This window comes from Streptomyces sp. NPDC007917, from assembly GCF_042959105.1.
Classification (GTDB): domain Bacteria; phylum Actinomycetota; class Actinomycetes; order Streptomycetales; family Streptomycetaceae; genus Streptomyces.
Genome location: NZ_JBIBKK010000011.1, coordinates 171,979 through 190,354, shown reverse-complemented (window position 1 = coordinate 190,354; position 18,376 = coordinate 171,979). Strand labels below are relative to the sequence as shown.

Genomic DNA, 18,376 nt, shown 5'->3' with positions numbered 1-18,376 from the left:
GACGAAACCGTATCGAATGAACGGCCGGCTGTACCGTGGCCACATGACCGCCGACGTTCCTCACCGATCCGCCGCCTCGCGCGCGACCGACCGCCCCGGGGACGAATCGCCCTTCGCTCTCGGCCTGCTGCTCCGCCGGGCGCACTGGCGCGCGGCCTCGGTGATGACGGAGGCGCTCCGGCCGCTCGGCATCGAGTTGCGGCATTTCGCCGTGCTGATCGAGCTGGTCAACCGTGGCGCCACGGTGCAGCGCGACCTGGCGGCGGCAACAGGGTCGGACAAAGCGGGAATCATGCGGGTCGTGGACGACCTGGAGCGCAAGGAGCTGGTCGTACGCAAGTCCGTTCCGGGGGACCGGCGGGTGCGGGCGGTGGAGATCACGCCTCAGGGACTCGAACTCTTCGAAGCGGCTCATGTGGCGGCGGAGCCGCTGGCCGAGCGCCTGGTTGCCGAACTGGGTCCCGGTGAGCCCGAGCGGCTGACGGATCTGCTGACCCGGTTCGCCCATCCCGCAGGCGGCGAGGCGTAAGCGCGCCCGCGCACCGGGCGCCTGCCCGCCGCGTGGGCGCGCTGTCGTCTCACGCGGCTTTCGCGGCGAAGCGCTCCGCGAGTTCCCTGGCCTTGACGGCCGCGTCCTCGAAGGCGCGCTCTCGGGAGGCCTCGTAGAGGGGGACCAGTTCTGACATGGCCGGGTTGCGGGGGGCCATGGTGAGCTCCGGGACGATGAAGTCGAGGTCCAGGCCGAGGGCGCCCTTGAGTACGGCCTCCAGGTAGTTCAGCACGAACTCGAAGCCCTCGCGCGGGGTGCCCGGCGCGTAGGAGCCGCCGCGGCTGGCGACGACGGTGACCGGCGTGCCCTGGGCGGAGGGGGCCTCACCCGCGGTGCGGCCGAGCAGGAACACGTTGTCCAGCCACGCCTTGAGAGTCGACGGGATCGAGTAGTTGTGCATGGGGGCGCCGATCAGGACGGCGTCCGCCTGCTCCAGTTCCTCGATGAGCTTCTCGCGCGCGGCGAACGCGGCGGACTGCTCCGGAGTGCGCTCGGACGGGGCGGTGAAACCAGCAGACCAGGCGTCGGCGGTGATGTGCGGCACAGGGTCGGCGGCGAGGTCGCGGTAGATCACCGTGCCCTGCGGGTGCTGCTCCTCCCACGCCTTGCGGAAGACGTTCGCGATCGAACGGGACGAGGACACCTCACCGGGGAGCACGGACGAGTCGATGTGCAACAGCGTGACCATGGACTTTCTCCAAAGAGTGGCGCCCGAGGCGGGGAGCCCGGGGCTGAGGATTCGCGCTCGACGTTAGTTACGGTCGCGACGGTATCGAATGATACGATTGCGAGTGTAACGGAGACGGACACGTCGAGCAGCTGGGAGGCAGGCGACCATGGACGTCTATGAGGCAGTCACGAGCCGACGAGCGGTGCGTGGATTCGCCGACCGGCCCGTCCCCAGGGAGACGCTGGAGCGCGTGCTGTCCGCCGCGGCCTGGTCGCCGTCCGGATCGAACATTCAGCCGTGGCACACCTACGTACTGACCGGCACGCCGCTGGCCGAGGTCAAGAAGCGCGCCGGCGAGCGCCTGGCCGCGGGCGACCCCTGGGACGAGCCGGAGTACGAGCAGTACCCGCCCGCGCTGAAGTCCCCGTACCGCGAGCGCCGGTCCGCCTTCGGTGAGCAGCGCTACGGCGCACTCGGCATTCCGCGCGAGGACCTGGAGGCGCGCCAGAGAGCCGCTTCCGCGAACTGGGACTGCTTCGGCGCACCCGCCGCGCTGTTCTGCTACATCGACCGCGCCATGGGCTCACCCCAATGGGCGGACGTCGGCATGTATCTGCAGACCGTCATGCTGCTGCTCCGCGCCGAAGGGCTGCACAGTTGCCCTCAGATGGCATGGGCGAAGTTCCACAGGAGCGTCGCGGAGGTCCTGTCGCCCCCGGACGAGCTCATCCTCTTCTGCGGCATGTCGATCGGGTACGAGGACGTCACGGTGGAGGACGCCCGCACGAGCCGGGCGCCGCTCGACGAGACGGTCACATTCGTCGACGGCCACTGACAGCGCCCGCCCTCAGCTGATCAAGTCGCTGTTTCTCGCCGCGTCCGCATAGTTGTTCATGTGGCGCATTACATGCATATCACAAGGAAAGGCACATCATGAGGTTCGCAGTCATCGGTGGTACCGGTCTGATCGGGTCGCAGGTCGTCAAGAATCTGAACGCCGCCGGGCACGAGGCGATACCGCACTCGCAGTCCACCGGAGTCGACGTCATCAGCGGCCAGGGGCTGGACGAGGCGGTGGCGGGAGCCGACGTCGTCGTCAACCTGACGAACTCCCCGACCTTCGACGAAGCCTCCCCGGCCTTCTTCCAGACCTCGATGGACAACCTCCTGGCCGCGGCCCACAAGGGCGGCGTCGGCCACTTCGTCATCCTCTCGATCGTCGGCACGGACCAGGTGCCTGAGCTGGACTACTACCGGGCCAAGGAACTCCAGGAGCAGATCCTCGCGGCCGGGCCGATCCCCTACTCGATCGTCCGGGCGACGCAGTTCATGGAGTTCATGGACGCGGCGATGTCCTGGACCGCCGACGAGAACACCGTCCGGCTCCCCGCCACGCCGATCCAGCCGATCGCCGCCAAGGACGTGGCCAACGCGGTGGCGGAGGTCGCCGCGGGCGCCCCGCTGAACGGCATCCGCAACATCGCCGGCCCCGAGATCTTCACCCTGGACGAGCTGGGCCGGATCACCCTGTCCCACAAGGGCGACCACCGCACCGTCGTCACCGACCCCACCGCCGGCATGTTCGCCGCCGTCAAGGGCGACGTCCTCACCGACAGGGACGCCCACCTCGCCCCCACCCGCTACGCCGACTGGCTCTCCTGACTCATTCGACAACGAGCTCAGTTGAATCCCAGCATGCCGGGCGAGTCGATATCGACAGTGAGAACCCCGGGCGGATACCCGGCCTCGTCATCCGTCAGCAGAATCGACATGCCCGTGAACTCGGCGCGAGGAAGCGCACAGTAGAGGGCATGGCAGGTGTCAGGACCGCCATAACCATCGCGGATCATCGCGCCGACACTCACTGCCGCGATCGTGTCAAGGTCATCGACGACCACCCCGGAGAGGGCGAGCACGATGCGGGACACCCTCTCATCCCGTGTCTCGGCCTGCATCAGACACAGGGCGGGAACGCGCAGGCGGTCACCCGAGGTGTGGGCCATGTTGCCCGCGAGAAGGTTCAGGGCCTTGTGTCCGCCGGCAAGGGCGCACACCGCGCCGGTGTCGAGAATGATCACGCAGCGTCGCCCCGCGCGGCCCGGACCTTCTCCGCGGCGATGCGGTAGATGTTGCCCAGCACATCGGGAGCCTGGTCGAACTCGTCATCGCTGATGTCACAGCCGGTCAGCGCGCGCAGGGACTCACGGTCAGCGGCCAGCCGCTCGGTGCGTTGCGCCGCAGTGGGCTGCTGCTTGGCGAGCTGCTCGACATACTGCCCAAGGCTCAGCCCCTGTTCCTTAGCGAGCTGGGCCAGATGGTCGCGGGTGTCCCGGGAGACCTGGATCGTCGTCGTTGCCATAGCTTCACTATAGGGGCTCGATAGCGACGCCATTGGCCAGACGGAATCAGCGTGCGGACGTGTATGCCACGAAGCGGGTCCAGGCCTCCGGGGTGAACGCGAGCCGGGGGCCCTGGGGGGCGGTCTTGGACTTTGCGGTGAGTTTGAGACGGCGACACGCCGTCGCTTCGGCGTGTCGCCGTCTCAAACTCACGGCAAAGTCCATGCGGCACTCCGGGACCGTACCGGGGAGCGCTCGGGAGGCGACGCCCAGCAAAGCGTCACCGAAGCCCTACAACGTCCCCCGAGCCACCGGCGCCCAGCACGCACCCCGGCCCGCGCAGGAGCCAGTCGCCGAGCAGCCTGCCCCGCCTGCGCCCGAGCACGTCGTACGGCCCCCGGCGGCCACCCCGCCACCGCCACCGCCACCGCCACCGCCGGGCAGCGACGCCGCCCCTACGCCACCGTCCGCGCGCCCCAGCCGCCCCGCACCGCCACCCCTCCCCCAGCCCAACGCGCCCACCCCGCAGCGCCACCGCTCCGCCGCCGCGCTCCTCGCCGAGCTGCGCCGCGACGACGCCCGGTTACTGCTCGCCGAGCGCGACGTACGCCGACTCGCGCCGGGCGTGGCCGCCTGGCTGGAGCGCGGCGCCGCCCCCGACGCCGTACGCCGCACCCTGGCCACGGACCTCCCACCGGACCTGCGCCACCCGGCCGCCCTGCTCGCGCACCGCCTCACCGCGCTCCTCCCGCCGCCTCTCCCGGCGCCCCAGCCCAGGTCGCGCCCCGTTCCCCTCCAGAACTGCGACGGCTGCGACCGCGCCTTCCGCGCCCCACGCCCCGGCTTCTGCCGCGACTGCCGAGAGACCCAACAGTCCCCGACGCGTGTCGCTGCCTGAGCAGGTCCGCACCTGAATGAAGAAGGAGACGCACACCATCGACGGACATGAATCCGCGGAGCGGCGCTCGCGGACCGAGGCGCGAATGCGCCACTTCGCTCAGGCCCAGTCATGGGACGCACCGGACTGGGTCTCATCAGCCGGAGTCGGAGCCGCCCGGCTCGTTAGCATGGCCGTGAAGCCTTCGACTGCCCGGCGGAGCCGACAGACAGAGGAGCGAGCTGCCATGACAATCGCCCCGGACCACGCCGACCGAGACGCCTTCCGCTATCAGTCGATGCGCGACATCGTCGAGCAGATGCAGGAGAGCGTTCCCGGAAAACTGGAGATCACGACGGAAGGGATCGTTCACGACATGATGTCGCCGGGGGGCCCGCACGAGCTGACAGCGGCGCGCGTCAGTCGTCGGCTGGAGAAGGTCATGCCGGACGGCCTCATGGCCCACACGGGAACGCCCGACGTGGAGGACCCGAACACTGGCCTGCTACGTCACCCGGACGTGATCGTGATCGCCGAAGCGGACATGGAGGTCGAAGGGGCTCTCGATCCGCGTGCGCTCATCGCCGCCATCGAGGTGGTGTCCCGCTCCAACCCGGACAACGACTGGGTGGGCAAGATGCGGGACTACCCCCTGCTCGGCATTCCGGTGTACGTCATCTTCGACCCGCGCGCGGGCGAGGGCGCCGTCCTGTCCGATATCCATCGGACGCCGAGCGGCCCCCGCTACGCGACGAGGAAAGACTTCGTGTACGGCGAGGACGTGACGATCGGGGACTGGACGATCTCGACGGACAACCTCCCCCGCTACCCGGCGGAGTCCTGACAAGCGAAGCTACTACTCCGCCGCCACCAGCCGCCGGTCCAGGAAGTCGATGACCGTACGGGCCAGCGCGACGCGGTGGTCGGACAGGGCGTGGTCGCTCGGGAAGACGTGGTGTTCCAGCCGGGGGACCGGGTGCGCCTCGTACGCCTTCACCAGCGGTTCGTGGTGGATCTCGTGCGGTGTCGCGGTGTCGCGGCTGGTGCCGATGAGCAGTACGGGGCGGTCGGCCAGGCGCGGGGCGAGCCGGGCCAGGCTCCAGGCGTCCCCGGCCGTCTCCATCTCGGCGACCAGCGCTTCGCCGCTGGTGCCTCGCAGCGGCAACAACTCCTCCTCGAACGCCTCCACATACCCACTCCGCACCGCCGGATCGGTGAACGTGGGGGCGACCGCGCCGAAGTTGAAGCCGGACACGGACGCCACCGCCCCGATGGTGGGGTCCCCCGCCGCCGTCGTCAGCGCCGTGAAACCGCCGAGGCTGTGGCCGACGAGGGCGAGCCGCCGGGGGTCGAGGCGGTGGGCACCCGCGATCTCGTCCGTGCGGATCGCGGCGGTCACCTGGGCGGCGTCCTCCAGGACATGGCCCCAGGACCAGGTGCCGCCCATGCCCCATGAGCCCCGGTAGTGGAACACCAGAGCCGCGTAGCCCGCCCGGCGCAGCGCCTGCGCCAGGTCGAAGTTGCGCTCGTTGCCGGGGAAGCCGTGCAGGACGACGACGATCGGGTGCGGTCCGGGGCCGGCAGGTATGTGCAGAATCCCCTGCAAGGTCTCGCCGCCGCTGGTGAACCGCAGCGCCGGGGTGCTCGCCGCCGGCGTCAGCGCGCTCGACGGGTCGGATACGAGGAAGTCGGCCGTCATCATCTCTCCACTGTCGAGATCCCGCGCTCCGGGATCTCCATGTTCGAGACCCCACACGAGATCGAGAAGCCTCATTGTCCGCCCGGACTAAATCCTTGCTCCTGTGGCCGCGTCCAGGGCGTACACGGCTTCTTTGTTCTTGCTGACGACATACAGCACCTCGCCCGCGATCCGCAGGGAGCCGCCGCTGATGGGGGAGGTCCACTTCCTCGTGCCGGTGGCCGCGTGGAGCGCCTGGACGTGGGGGTTGTCGGCGGTCTCGCTGACGTAGACCACCCCGTCGGCACCCACCAACTCCTGACGGTCAGGGCTGGTGATCGACCACTTCGTCTCCCCCGAGGCCATGCTCAGGGCGTACGTCTGATCGCGTCCGCGTACGTACAACGCCCCATCGATCGCGGTCAGCGCGCCGAAGCCCAGGTCGTCTCCGTCTCCCGCGCGCACGGACCACTTCTGCTTCCCGGTGGCAGCGTCCAGCGCGTGTACCTTCTGGTCATACGTCTCGGCGGAGGACCCGACGACATATGCCACCCCGCCGACCACCTCCGTGCCCATGTGGGCGCTGGAGGAGCGGCCGTCAAAGGCGTTGGTGGGACTGACGAACTCCCATTTCCGCGCGCCCGTGGCCGCATCCAGCGCACACATACTGATGGGCTCGACGACCGTACGGGTGTACACCAGCCCGTCGGCCGCCCACAGCCGCTCGGCCCAGCGGCCGGTGAACTCCCACTTCTTCCTCCCGGTGGCCGCGTCGAGCGCCCCCATGTCGCCCTTGTCGTCGATGTAGACGTGCACCGCCCGGCCGTCCGCTGCCAGGTAGTCCGTGACGCCGCCGATTCCGCGTCGCGTAGCCCACTTCTCGGCCCCGGTGGCCGCGTTCAAGGAGTGGATGGCCTCATCGTCCGAGACGTACACCTGCACCGCCCCGCCGACCGTCGCCAGCCGGGAGACGCTGCCGCCGGGGGCGTAGTCCCATTTCTTCTTTCCGGTGGCCGCGTCCAGGACGCAGAGTTTGTCGGCCGTGCCCATGACGTACACCGCTCCGCCGATCACCTCCGGAGCCCGGACGTTCAGGGAGTCGCCTTCCTTGGCGCCGGCTTGGCCGTAGCCCCCGTCCTTGAGGGGGCGGGACCACTTCTTCTTCCCGGTGGCCCCGTCCAGCGCGTACACCGTGCCGTCCTGGACGTCCCGCCCCGTGATGTACACCGTCCCGCCGTCCACCACCGGGGGTGAGAGCTTTTGGCCACCGGCGGCGAACCATGCCCCGGTTGGCGGCGTCCCGCGGTCGGGAGACTTCCCGTCGTCGGAGGACTCCCCGTGGTCGAGAAGGGCGAAGCCGGTCGGGATGCCCGCACCGGCCGCGATGGCGGCGCCACCGAGCCACAAGGCCCTGCGCCGGGTGACCAGCCCTGCTCGGGCCGGTCTCGCGTCGGCCGTGCGCGTGACCATGTCGTGCAGGCTCGGGCCGGAGGACGCCGGGGCCGCCGCCGGGGCCGCCGGGGACGAGAGGGCGCGGAGGCGGTCGTGGACCCGGGCCGCGGAGACCGGCCGGTCCTCGGGCGCCTTGGCGAGCAGTTCCAGGACGAGGTCGTCCAGGGCCTCCGGCACCCCGGGCCGGATACGCCCCGGCGGCACGGGGGCCCGGTGCAGATGGGCGCTCATCATCGACGCCGGGCTGGTGGCGTTGAACGGGAGCTGTCCGGTGAGCAGTTCGTGGAGGACGCAGCCGAGGGAGTACAGGTCCGAGCGTGGATCGCCGGAGTGCCCGTCGAATCGCTCCGGCGGCATGTACGGGAACGTCCCCATCACCTTGCTCGACGGCAGCGCCTCCATGAACCGGGCGATGCCGAAATCAAGGATTTTCACCCGCCCGTCCACGGCCAGGTGCAGGTTCGCCGGCTTCAGATCCCGGTGGATGACGTCCGACTCATGTGCCCGGGCCAGCCCGGCCGCGGCCTGCGCGATCCAGTCGACCGCGGTGGCCACCGGCGGGGGGCCGTCCTCGCGGAGTACCGAGGCCAGGTCCCGCCCCACGAGCAATTCCATGACCAGGAACAGCGACCCGTCCGCCTCGTCCTCGCCGAAGTCGTGCACGGTGACCACAGCGGGATGGTTCAGCGCTCCGGCGGTGTTGGCCTCGCGGCGGAACAGGTCGGCAGCGGCGGTGTCGCGACTGTCGTGCGGAAGCAGCTTGACCGCCACCCGCCGCCCGATCACCCGGTCACGGCCCTCCCACACCTCGCCCATACCGCCGCGGCCGACGAACCGCACCAGTTCGTACCGCCCGGCCAGAACCCGCGCCGCCATTCGTGCCCCCCAACACCCCTGCAGAATGCAGCGAAGCGTAGCGGTCAGGCGCCGAGGGCGCAGCCGTCACTTGGGCCCCTCCCCGCTGCCGCGCCAGTCGCGTACAAACGGCCCCCACATCTGCCCGGACCGGGCACCCTCAAACCAACTCTTGCCCGATTCGTGACCGACACCATGCCCGGGACGGACAACCTTCCAAGATCACTGACCGTCCCATAGCACGGAGAAGCAGCCGGAGACAACGTGCTGCACAACGGGACGGGGTCACCAGGTTGAACATTCGGTCCTCCTCGCCTGCCGCCACGCGCAGGCAGGCACTCGCCGCGCTGGCCGCACTCACCGCCGCCACCACCGCGGCCTGCAGCGGTTCCTCGGGCCCCTCGCCCACCTCGGCCATTCCGGCCCGGCCGCTGTCGCCGCGCGCCGCCGAGTCGTTCGCGAACACCGAGAACGCGCTGCTGCTGCAGGTCCTCGCCCACCCCGACGACGACCTGTACTTCATGAACCCGGACGCCGAGCACATGCTCACCGCCGGGGTGCCCGTGGTCTGCGTGTACGTCACGGCGGGCGAGGCGGCAGGGATCAACCGCGAGGCCGGTACGCCCCGGCCGGCCGCCGACAAGGCCGCCTACTCCGCCGCCCGCCACCAGGGGCTGCGCCAGGCGTACGCACAGCTGCTGGGGCTCGACAAGTTCACCCGCTGGCGGCGCTCGGTGCTGGAACTGCCGGGCGGGGTCACGGCGGAGACGAACGTCCTGGGGAACGGCGGGCGCAGCGTGCGGCTGATCTTCCTCAACATCGCCATGCTGTCCGCGGGGAACGTGCGCATCCCCCACCTGTGGGATCTCCCGGGCGTCCTCATGCGTACGCTCATGGCCACCGGCTCCCCGGTCCGGACCCCCAGCACCTACCGCCACCAGACGCTCGTCGACGTGCTCGCCGGGATCATGGACCGCTACCGGCCCACCGTGATCCACACCCTGGACCCCGACCCCGACTTCCAGGTCCACGACGCCACCCACCCCCGCGACAACGACCAGCCGGGCTGCTCCGACCACCGGGACCACACCCCGGTCGCGCTGTTCACCTGGAAGGCCATCGCGCAGTGGGCACAGGAGGTGTCACGGCGCGAGAAGCGGGCGCCGCGCTTCACGGTCACCTCCTTCCGCGGCTACTACAACCAGCGCTGGCCGCACAATCTGCCGCCCACCGTGGTCGCCCAGAAGGCCCGCGCCGTGGCGGCGTACGGCGGCAGCCCGCAGTGGAGCTGCGGCAACGCGGCGGGCTGCGGCGACTACGGCCAGGGCGGCACCCGGTCGCTGACCAACCGCAAGGGCTGGATCCGCTCCACCCACTACCGCTACCCCAGCGCCCTGCCCACGCCGCTGACCGACTCCGACGGCCGCCTCGTGGCGTACGGCGTGCTGGGCGCGCAGGCCGTGCGGTGGCGCGAGACCGCCCCCGGCAGCCAGCGCTTCGGCGCCCCGCACGGGCTGGGCGGCGGGCCGCTGGCCCCGGCGCTGTGCGCGGTACGGGACTCCCGCGGCCGCCATGTGCTGATCGCGCTGCGCTTCTCCGCGCTGGACGGGCAGGGCGGCGCCAACACCCGGGAGCTGGTGGCGCTGGAGCAGCGCACCCCGGGCGGGCCGTTCCGGGCCTGGACCGGCCTAGGCACCCCCGACTCCGAACCCCAGTACGGGCGGCGCGTCGGCTGCCCGGCGGCCGTGGCCACCCCGGACGGCCGGGTCCACCTCTTCGTACGCACCGCCGACAAGGGCCTGGCGACCCGGATACGGGACGCGGCCGGGACGTGGGGGCCCTGGCAGCGGCTGGAGGGCGGCGAGATACAGGACGGGCTGACCGTGCTGCTGGACCGGCAGGCGCGGGTGCATGTCGTCGCGGCGGGCCGGGACACCGTGCACTACTGGGCCCAGGACCGGCCGGGCGACCCGGTGGCGTTCCGGCCGCTCGCGGGCCTGCCGCTGCCGGGCGGGCAGCCGGGCGCGGCGCCCTCCGCGGACGGGTCGATCGCGCTGGTCTACCGCCCGCCCGCCAGTGCGGTGCCGTATCTCCACGACGGCGGCAGCTCCGTGCCGCTGACCCACTTCGAGGGCTACGGGCCGGTCACCGCCCACGCCCTGGCCGCGTCCGGCGGCCGCCAGGGTCCGCTCCTGCTGCTGGGCCGGGCCCTGAACGGCGAGGTCCAGGTCCAGTACGGCGCGACACCCACCGCCAAACCGCTGCGCCCCACGAGCCGGCTGGTCCCGGTGGGCACGCCGACGCTGCTGGCGGGCAAGGGCGAGCAGGTGCGCGTGGTGGGCATGTCCCCCGGCGCCGTCCCCTGGATCTGGCGGCCCCGCGCCACATCCAACGCTTAGGAGACTCACCGCACGGCGTAGCGTCGGCGCGCGAGCAGCACGCAGGCCAGGCTGAGCAGGGCCAGCGCCGACAGGTACCAGGTCATGGCCAGCTTGCTGCCGGTCGCGTCGACCAGCCAGACGACCACCACCGGCGTGGTGCCGCCGAAGAGCATCACGCCCAGGTTGTAGCTGAGCGACATGCCCGTGGCGCGGCTGCTCACCGGGAAGAGGTCGGACAGCAGCGCGGGCAGCGCCCCGAAGTATCCCGCCTTCAACACGCCGACCAGGAACATCACCGCGAGGATCACCCCGAAGCCGGGGTGCGCGACCAGGAAGGCGAAGGTCGGGTAGAGCAGCAGCAGGATCAGCGCGGCGAAGGCCGCCATGATCCGGATCCGGCCGGCCCGGTCCGACCACAGGCCGATCAGCGGGGTGACGACCGTGAGGACCGCGCCGGTCACCATGGTCGCGGCGAAGCCGGTGGAGGCCGGGAGGTCCAGCTCCTTGACCGCGTAGACGGGCATGTACGTGATGAGGTACGTGATCGCGGTCGAGACGGCGAGCACGCCGATGGCGAGCAGCACCCGGGCCTTGTGGTGTCCCAGCACCTCCGCCACCGGTCCCCGCTCGGCCCCCGCCCCCTCCGACGCCGAGCGGGTGAACTCGGGGGCCTCGTCCACATGACGGCGGATGTAGTAGCCGACCGGGCCGATCAGCAGCCCGAAGACGAACGGGATCCGCCACCCCCACGACTCCATCTGCGCGCTGGAGAGCGAGCTGGTGAGGACGGTGCCGAACGCCGCCGCGAGCAGTGTGGAGACCCCTTGGCTGGCGAACTGCCAGCTGGACATGAAGCCCCGCATCCGCGGCGCGTGCTCCACCAGGAAGGCCGTCGAGCTGCCGAACTCGCCGCCCGCCGAGAAGCCCTGGATGAGCCTCGCCAGCAGGATCGCGACCGGGGCGGCGACGCCGATGACGCCATAGGTCGGCATGGCGGCGATCAGCAGCGTGCCGAGCATCATCAGCTTGATCGACAGCATCAGCGCCGCCTTGCGGCCCACCCGGTCCGCGTACCGGCCGAGCACCACCGCGCCGACCGGCCGTACGACGTACGAGACGCCGAAGGTGCCGAAGGTCAGCAGCAGGGAGACCGTGTCGTCGGAGGACGGGAAGAACAGCTTGGCGATGGTCGCCGCGAAGAAGCCGTAGATCGCGATGTCGAACCATTCGAGGGCGTTGCCGACGGACGCGGCGATGATCACCCGATGGGCCTTGGGCGGGATGCCCCGACCCGGCGGGCCGTCCGGGTCCTCGGCGGCGTCCTCGGCGGTTCTCGTGTCTGCGGGCGACGTGTCCATGGGTGTTCTCCCTTTCAGTCCCGGGGCTCTCCGAGGTCCCAGAAGAGACCGGCCATGATCTGGAGCGCCTCACGCGCGAGCGGTGCGAGCAGGTGCTCGTCCGGAGCGTGCTGGGCGCACGCGGGGTAGGAGTGCGGGATCCAGACCGTGCACAGGCCCAGTTCCTCGGCGAACGCGTCGTTGGGGATGGTGCCGCCGAGGTTGGGCATGATGGCCGGCCGGCCGCCCCAGGTGCGCGCCACCGAGTCCGCGGCCCACCGCACCCACGGCTCGTCCGGGTCGGTCCTGGTCGCGGCCATGACGCGGCCGACCTCCACCTCGACCATGGGGAAGCCATGCGCGTCGAGGTGGTCGCGCAGGGCCCGGCCGACGCCCGCCGCGTCCGTGCCGACCACGAAGCGCAGCTGGCAGTGGGCCGTCGCGGAGCCGGGGATCGCGCCCACGGGCGCCTCCGGATTCCCGGCGGACAGGGCCAGCACTTCGAGGGTGTTCCAGCCGATGAGCCGCTCGGCCGGGGTGAGCCCAGGCTCGCCCCAGCCCTCGTCGATGTCGGGGTCGTCCGCGCCGCCGCCCACGGGGAGGTCGGCGAGGGCGCGCCTGACGCTCGGCGGGATCTCGGGCGGCCGCAGCCCGGGGACGAGGATCCGGCCGCGGCCGTCGACCAGGGTCGCCAGGGCGGCGGCCAATACGGTCGCGGGGTTGCGCAGCAGCCCGCCCCAGTTGCCGGAGTGGTGGGCGCCCTCGCGCAGCGGTACGCGCAGGGTGAAGTTGACCCCGCCGCGGGAGCCGAGGAAGAGCGTCGGGCGGTCCGCCCGGATGCGGGGCCCGTCGGAGGCGATCAGCAGATCGGCGGCGAGCTCGTCGCGCAGCCGGGCGCAGAGCGCGCGCAGGCCGGGCGAGCCGGTCTCCTCACCGGTCTCGATCAGAACTTTGAGGTTGAAGCCCAGCCGGCCGCCCCGGGCGCGCAGCACCTGTTCGAGCGCCGCCAGGTTGATGGTGTGCTGCCCCTTGTTGTCGGCGGTGCCGCGCCCGTACCAGCGGTCGCCCTCCACGGTCAGCCGCCAGGGGTGGAGGCCGGGCCGCCAGCGCTCCGCGTCGCCGGGGACGACATCGGCGTGCCCGTACATCAGTACGGTCGGCAGCCCCTCGCCCTCGTGGCGCTCGGCGATCAGGAAGGGGCCGCCGCCGGGGGCGGGGTTGTCGACGATCCGGGCGGTGGCGCCGAGCCGCTCCACGGCCGGGAGCAGTTCGGTTGCCAGATAGGCGTGCAGCCGGGGCTCTCCCTCGGGGTCCTGGCTCTCGGTGGGCAGGGCGACCCGCCGCTCCAGGTCCGCGCGGAATGCGCCGGAGTCGAAGTATTCGCAGGCATGACGAATCGCCGTGGAGCGCGCCACCGTGCCCCTTTCTCAGGTTTCTGGGAACGCTTTCTCAGGTTTCTGGGAACGCGGGAAATACCGGCCGGAAATGAATATCCGGGTATGGGCCAGAAGGCTAGTGAGGCCCGATCGCCGGGACAATTACCGTTTTCCGAAGGCTGCGTTGCCCGCCGGGCAAGGCTCATGTGCGCGTCGCCCCCGCGCCACCGGCCGGGTAGGGTCACGGGGCCGCTGCCGACGGGGCCGCGGCCGACGGGCCCGAGGAATGTGAGCGATCGAGGTGAGTGCGGCATGGACCTGACCGGGATCCCGCTGCGCTACTTCCTGGAGGTCGCCCGCACCGGCTCGATCAGCCAGGCGTCGGAGCGGCTGCGGGTCGCGGCCTCCGCGATCAGCCGGCAGATAGCCAAGCTGGAGCACGACATCGGCGTCCCGCTGTTCGAGCGGCGGCCGCGCGGCATGGTGCTGAGCGACGCGGGCGAGATGCTGGCCGCTTATGCCCGCCGCAGCCAGCTGGAATCCGAGCAGATTCTCGCGGATCTGCGCGGCCTGGACGCGCTGGGCCACAGCACCATCAAACTGGCGAGTTCCGAGGGGTTCGCGAGGGACTTTCTCCCCGAGGCCGTTGTCGCGTTCCGCGCGTCATTTCCGGGCGTACGGTTCCGGCTGCGCGTCACCTCCCCCGCGGAGGCCACCCGGGAGGTCCGCGAGGGCACCGCGGACCTGGCCGTCACCTACTCCGTGGCCCCGGAGGAGGGGGTCAGGGTGGAGTACTCGCGGCGGCAGCCGATCCACGCGCTGGTTCCCGCGGGCCATCCGCTCGCGGAGCGCGAGGAGGTGTCGCTCGCGGATCTGCTGCCGTACCCGCTCGCCCTCATGGAGCCGGGTACGACGATCCGGCAGCTGTTCGACATCTGCGTCAGCCTGGAGGGGCTGGCCTTCGAGCCGGCCTTCGTCAGCAACTACTCCGGCGCGCTTCAGGGCTTCGTACAGAACCACGGGGGCGTGACCCTCGCCGGGTACCTCACCTTCCGGCGGCTGCTGCACACCGAGGGGCTGGCCTTCGTCCCGATCAGCAATCCGGAGCTGTCCCGCCGCAGCGTGCAGATCCAGTCCATGGCCCGCCGGGTGCTGCCGCCCGCGGTCGCGGCGTTCCGCGACCACCTGATCGAGCACATCGAAGCGCCGTAACGACCAAAGCGCCGCCAGAGATGCCAAAGGCCCCGCTCCACCGTCCTCGCGAACGGGGGTGCGGGGCCTTTGAACAGCCCGCTCCGAAGAGCTTCAGGTCACTTGACGATCTTGGTGACCTGGCCGGCGCCGACGGTCCGGCCACCCTCACGGATGGCGAACTTCAGGCCCTCCTCCATGGCGACCGGCTGGATCAGCTGGACCGACATCTCGGTGTTGTCGCCCGGCATGACCATCTCGGTGCCCTCGGGGAGGGTCACAACGCCCGTCACGTCCGTGGTACGGAAGTAGAACTGCGGACGGTAGTTGTTGAAGAACGGGGTGTGGCGACCACCCTCGTCCTTCGACAGGATGTAGGCCTGGGCCTCGAACTCGGTGTGCGGGGTGACCGAACCGGGCTTGATGATGACCTGGCCGCGCTCGACGTCCTCGCGCTTGATGCCGCGGAGCAGCAGACCGACGTTCTCACCGGCCTGGCCCTCGTCGAGCAGCTTGCGGAACATCTCGATACCGGTGACCGTGGTGGTGGTCTTCTCGGTCTTGATGCCGATGATGTCGACGGTCTCGTTGACCTTCAGCACACCGCGCTCGATACGGCCGGTGACGACCGTACCGCGACCGGTGATGGTGAAGACGTCCTCGATCGGCATCAGGAACGGCTTGTCGACGTCGCGCTCCGGCTGCGGGATGGCCTCGTCGACGGCGTTCATCAGGTTGAGGACGGACTCGCCCCACTCCTTGTCGCCTTCGAGCGCCTTGAGCGCCGAGACCTTCACGACCGGGACGTCGTCGCCCGGGAACTCGTACTCGGAGAGGAGCTCACGCACCTCGAGCTCGACGAGCTCCAGGATCTCCTCGTCGTCCACCATGTCGGCCTTGTTCAGGGCGACGACGATGTACGGAACGCCGACCTGGCGGGCCAGGAGCACGTGCTCCTTGGTCTGCGGCATCGGGCCGTCGGTGGCGGCGACCACCAGGATGGCGCCGTCCATCTGCGCCGCACCGGTGATCATGTTCTTGATGTAGTCCGCGTGACCGGGGCAGTCGACGTGCGCGTAGTGACGCGACTCGGTCTGGTACTCGACGTGCGCGATGGAGATGGTGATACCGCGCTGACGCTCCTCAGGAGCCTTGTCGATCTGATCGAAGGCCGAGGCCTCGTTCAGGTCCGGGTACTTGTCGTGCAGCACCTTGGTGATCGCCGCGGTAAGGGTCGTCTTACCGTGGTCGATGTGACCGATGGTGCCGATGTTGACGTGCGGCTTAGTCCGCTCGAACTTCGCCTTCGCCACTGGGGTCCTCCTGTGGAGTGGTTCTGTAACGCATCCACATTTTGCGGATGGGTTCAGGTGGTCTTACCGAACCGGCCAGGACCCCGAGGGGGATGCCCTTCGCCGTATTCGTGTGGGGGCCGGCGGCCGGGGCCCGCCACAGACGCCACGATGAGCGATCTGCGACGGATTGCCCCGATGCCTTTGCTCCAGCCTAAAGGGTGAGAAACGCGGATGAACCCGCCTTACTCGCCCTTGGCCTTCGCGATGATCTCCTCGGCGACGTTCTTGGGAACCTCGGCGTAGGAGTCGAACTGCATGGAGTAGCTGGCGCGACCGGAGGTCTTGCTCCGGAGGTCGCCCACGTAACCGAACATCTCCGACAGCGGGACCAGGCCGGTGACCAGCTTGGCGCCACTGCGGTCCTCCATGGACTGGATCTGTCCACGGCGGGAGTTGATGTCACCGATCACGTCACCCATGTAATCCTCGGGCGTGGTGACCTCGACCTTCATCATCGGCTCGAGCAGGGCCGGGGAGGCCTTGCGGGCGGCCTCCTTGAAGGCCATCGAGCCTGCGATCTTGAAGGCCATTTCGGAGGAGTCGACCTCGTGGTACGCACCGTCGAGGAGCGTGACCTTGACGCCGGTCAGCGGGTAGCCCGCGAGCACGCCGAACTCCATGGCCTCCTGGCAGCCCGCGTCCACGGACGGGATGTACTCCCGCGGGATACGGCCACCGGTGACCTTGTTCTCGAACTCGTAGCCGTCGCCCTCGAGCGGCGCGATGGCGATCTGGACCTTCGCGAACTGGCCCGAACCACCGGTCTGCTTCTTGTGCGTGTAGTCGACCCGGTCGACGCTCTTGCGGAGCGTCTCGCGGTAGGCCACCTGCGGCTTACCGACGTTGGCCTCGACCTTGAACTCACGCTTCATACGGTCGACCAGCACGTCGAGGTGCAGCTCGCCCATACCCGCGATGATGGTCTGGCCGGTCTCCTCGTTGGTCTTGACCCGGAAGGACGGGTCCTCCTCAGCGAGGCGCTGGATGGCCACACCCAGCTTCTCCTGGTCGCCCTTCGACTTGGGCTCGATGGCGACCTCGATGACCGGGGCCGGGAAGTCCATCGACTCAAGGATCACCGGGTTCGCCGGGTCGCAGAGGGTCTCACCGGTGGTGGTCTGCTTGAGACCCATGACGGCGACGATGTCGCCGGCACCCACCGAGTCGATCTCCTCACGCTTGTTGGCGTGCATCCGGTAGATCTTGCCGATGCGCTCCTTCTTGCCCTTCACGGAGTTCTGCACCTGGGTGCCGGTCTCCATACGGCCCGAGTAGACCCGGACGAAGGTGAGCTTGCCGAGGTGCGGGTCGCTCATGATCTTGAACGCCAGGCCGGCGAACGGCTCGTCGTCCGACGGCTTGCGCTTGATGACCTCGTCGGGGTCCTTCACCGAGTGGCCCTCGACGGCCTCGATGTCCAGCGGCGAGGGGAGGTAGCGCACGACCGCGTCGAGCAGCGGCTGAACACCCTTGTTCTTGAAGGCGGTGCCACAGAACACGGGGGTGATCGTCGGCGAGCCCTCGGTGCCGGTGGAGGCGATGGTGATACGGCGGATCGCCGCGTACAGCTGCTCCACGGTGGGCTCCTCGCCCTCCAGGTACAGCTCCATCATCTGCTCGTCGTTCTCGGCGACGGCCTCGAGGAGCTTGCCGCGCCACTCGTCGGCGGCCTCGAGGTGGGTGTCCGGGATGTCGACGGTGTCGTACATCTCGCCCTTGGTCGCCTCGGCGGACCAGACCAGCGCCTTCATGGTGACGAGGTCGACGACACCCTTGAAGTCGGCCTCGGTACCGATCGGCAGCTGCATGACCAGCGGCACCGCGCCCAGGCGGTCCACGATCATGTCCACACAGCGGTGGAACTCGGCACCGGTGCGGTCGAGCTTGTTGACGAAGCAGATACGCGGAACGCCGTAGCGGTCCGCCTGACGCCACACAGTCTCGGACTGCGGCTCCACACCGGCCACACCGTCGAACACCGTCACGGCGCCGTCGAGCACGCGCAGCGAGCGCTCCACCTCGACCGTGAAGTCGACGTGGCCCGGGGTGTCGATGATGTTGATGGTGTGATCGACGTTCTCGAGCGGCCAGTGACAGGTCGTCGCGGCCGACGTGATCGTGATGCCGCGCTCCTGCTCCTGCTCCATCCAGTCCATGGTGGCAGCGCCATCGTGGACCTCACCGATCTTGTAGCTCACACCGGTGTAGAACAGGATCCGCTCGGTGGTGGTCGTCTTGCCCGCGTCGATGTGGGCCATGATCCCAATGTTGCGGACCTTGGCCAGGTCAAGTGAAGTGGTGGCCATATGGCTCAG

Annotated in this window: 16 protein-coding genes; 7 read left to right on the top strand and 9 right to left on the bottom strand. The window is 69.9% G+C overall.

The features are described 5' to 3' along the window. Nucleotides 1–43: 43 nt before the first annotated feature. Nucleotides 44–529, top strand: a complete 486-nt coding sequence (locus ACFZDL_RS23540) for a MarR family transcriptional regulator (protein ID WP_353592308.1) — start codon at nucleotides 44–46, stop codon at nucleotides 527–529. 49 nt (nucleotides 530–578) lie between these two features. Here ACFZDL_RS23540 and ACFZDL_RS23535 read toward each other — a convergent pair whose 3' ends face one another. Next, on the bottom strand, nucleotides 579–1,238 hold the full coding sequence (locus tag ACFZDL_RS23535; RefSeq protein WP_353592307.1) for an NAD(P)H-dependent oxidoreductase: 660 nt from the start codon (nucleotides 1,236–1,238) through the stop codon (nucleotides 579–581). Nucleotides 1,239–1,386: 148 nt separating this feature from the next. On the opposite strand from ACFZDL_RS23535, the gene ACFZDL_RS23530 reads away from it, so the two are divergent. Both ACFZDL_RS23530 and ACFZDL_RS23525 read left to right on the top strand, forming a co-directional pair. After that, nucleotides 1,387–2,055 carry a nitroreductase gene (locus tag ACFZDL_RS23530; protein ID WP_353592306.1) on the top strand — a complete coding sequence of 223 codons (669 nt, stop codon included), beginning with the start codon at nucleotides 1,387–1,389 and terminating at the stop codon, nucleotides 2,053–2,055. A 98-nt stretch (nucleotides 2,056–2,153) separates the two neighbouring features. Beyond that, nucleotides 2,154–2,882, top strand: a complete 729-nt coding sequence (locus ACFZDL_RS23525) for an NAD(P)H-binding protein (protein WP_353592305.1) — start codon at nucleotides 2,154–2,156, stop codon at nucleotides 2,880–2,882. Nucleotides 2,883–2,899: 17 nt separating this feature from the next. Here the strand turns inward: ACFZDL_RS23525 and ACFZDL_RS23520 are convergent, their stop codons facing one another. Further along, nucleotides 2,900–3,298 (bottom strand): hypothetical protein, encoded by a 399-nt coding sequence (locus ACFZDL_RS23520; protein ID WP_353592304.1) that lies wholly within the window; start codon nucleotides 3,296–3,298, stop codon nucleotides 2,900–2,902. After that, nucleotides 3,295–3,579: a hypothetical protein gene (locus tag ACFZDL_RS23515; protein WP_353592303.1), complete on the bottom strand. Its 285-nt coding sequence runs from the start codon at nucleotides 3,577–3,579 to the stop codon at nucleotides 3,295–3,297. Before ACFZDL_RS23515 ends, ACFZDL_RS23520 begins: the two co-directional genes overlap by 4 nt. A gap of 203 nt (nucleotides 3,580–3,782) precedes the next feature. On the opposite strand from ACFZDL_RS23515, the gene ACFZDL_RS23510 reads away from it, so the two are divergent. Beyond that, nucleotides 3,783–4,457: a hypothetical protein gene (locus ACFZDL_RS23510; protein ID WP_353592302.1), complete on the top strand. Its 675-nt coding sequence runs from the start codon at nucleotides 3,783–3,785 to the stop codon at nucleotides 4,455–4,457. Between the two features lie 226 nt (nucleotides 4,458–4,683). Continuing rightward, nucleotides 4,684–5,280, top strand: coding sequence for a Uma2 family endonuclease (locus tag ACFZDL_RS23505; RefSeq protein ID WP_353592301.1), 597 nt, complete (start codon nucleotides 4,684–4,686; stop codon nucleotides 5,278–5,280). 12 nt (nucleotides 5,281–5,292) lie between these two features. On the opposite strand, the gene ACFZDL_RS23500 is transcribed toward ACFZDL_RS23505, so the two are convergent. Then, nucleotides 5,293–6,138, bottom strand: coding sequence for an alpha/beta fold hydrolase (locus ACFZDL_RS23500; RefSeq protein ID WP_353592300.1), 846 nt, complete (start codon nucleotides 6,136–6,138; stop codon nucleotides 5,293–5,295). A gap of 84 nt (nucleotides 6,139–6,222) precedes the next feature. Then, the gene (locus ACFZDL_RS23495) at nucleotides 6,223–8,442 is read right to left on the bottom strand and encodes a serine/threonine-protein kinase (RefSeq protein ID WP_353592299.1); all 2,220 of its coding nucleotides are present in this window, start codon (nucleotides 8,440–8,442) and stop codon (nucleotides 6,223–6,225) included. A 272-nt stretch (nucleotides 8,443–8,714) separates the two neighbouring features. On the opposite strand from ACFZDL_RS23495, the gene ACFZDL_RS23490 reads away from it, so the two are divergent. Beyond that, nucleotides 8,715–10,820 (top strand): PIG-L family deacetylase, encoded by a 2,106-nt coding sequence (locus ACFZDL_RS23490; RefSeq protein ID WP_353592298.1) that lies wholly within the window; start codon nucleotides 8,715–8,717, stop codon nucleotides 10,818–10,820. Nucleotides 10,821–10,825: 5 nt separating this feature from the next. Here the strand turns inward: ACFZDL_RS23490 and ACFZDL_RS23485 are convergent, their stop codons facing one another. Together ACFZDL_RS23485 and ACFZDL_RS23480 are read right to left on the bottom strand one after the other, a co-directional pair. After that, nucleotides 10,826–12,160, bottom strand: a complete 1,335-nt coding sequence (locus ACFZDL_RS23485; RefSeq protein WP_353592297.1) for an MFS transporter — start codon at nucleotides 12,158–12,160, stop codon at nucleotides 10,826–10,828. Between the two features lie 14 nt (nucleotides 12,161–12,174). Beyond that, nucleotides 12,175–13,554, bottom strand: coding sequence for a M20 family metallopeptidase (locus ACFZDL_RS23480; protein ID WP_353592296.1), 1,380 nt, complete (start codon nucleotides 13,552–13,554; stop codon nucleotides 12,175–12,177). A 273-nt stretch (nucleotides 13,555–13,827) separates the two neighbouring features. Between ACFZDL_RS23480 and ACFZDL_RS23475 the strand changes: the two genes are divergently transcribed. Next, the gene (locus tag ACFZDL_RS23475) at nucleotides 13,828–14,727 is read left to right on the top strand and encodes a LysR family transcriptional regulator (RefSeq protein WP_353592295.1); all 900 of its coding nucleotides are present in this window, start codon (nucleotides 13,828–13,830) and stop codon (nucleotides 14,725–14,727) included. A 98-nt stretch (nucleotides 14,728–14,825) separates the two neighbouring features. Here the strand turns inward: ACFZDL_RS23475 and tuf are convergent, their stop codons facing one another. Together tuf and fusA are read right to left on the bottom strand one after the other, a co-directional pair. After that, on the bottom strand, nucleotides 14,826–16,019 hold the full coding sequence (tuf, locus tag ACFZDL_RS23470) for an elongation factor Tu (RefSeq protein WP_353592294.1): 1,194 nt from the start codon (nucleotides 16,017–16,019) through the stop codon (nucleotides 14,826–14,828). 224 nt (nucleotides 16,020–16,243) lie between these two features. Next, nucleotides 16,244–18,367: an elongation factor G gene (gene fusA, locus ACFZDL_RS23465; protein ID WP_353592293.1), complete on the bottom strand. Its 2,124-nt coding sequence runs from the start codon at nucleotides 18,365–18,367 to the stop codon at nucleotides 16,244–16,246. Nucleotides 18,368–18,376: the final 9 nt, after the last annotated feature.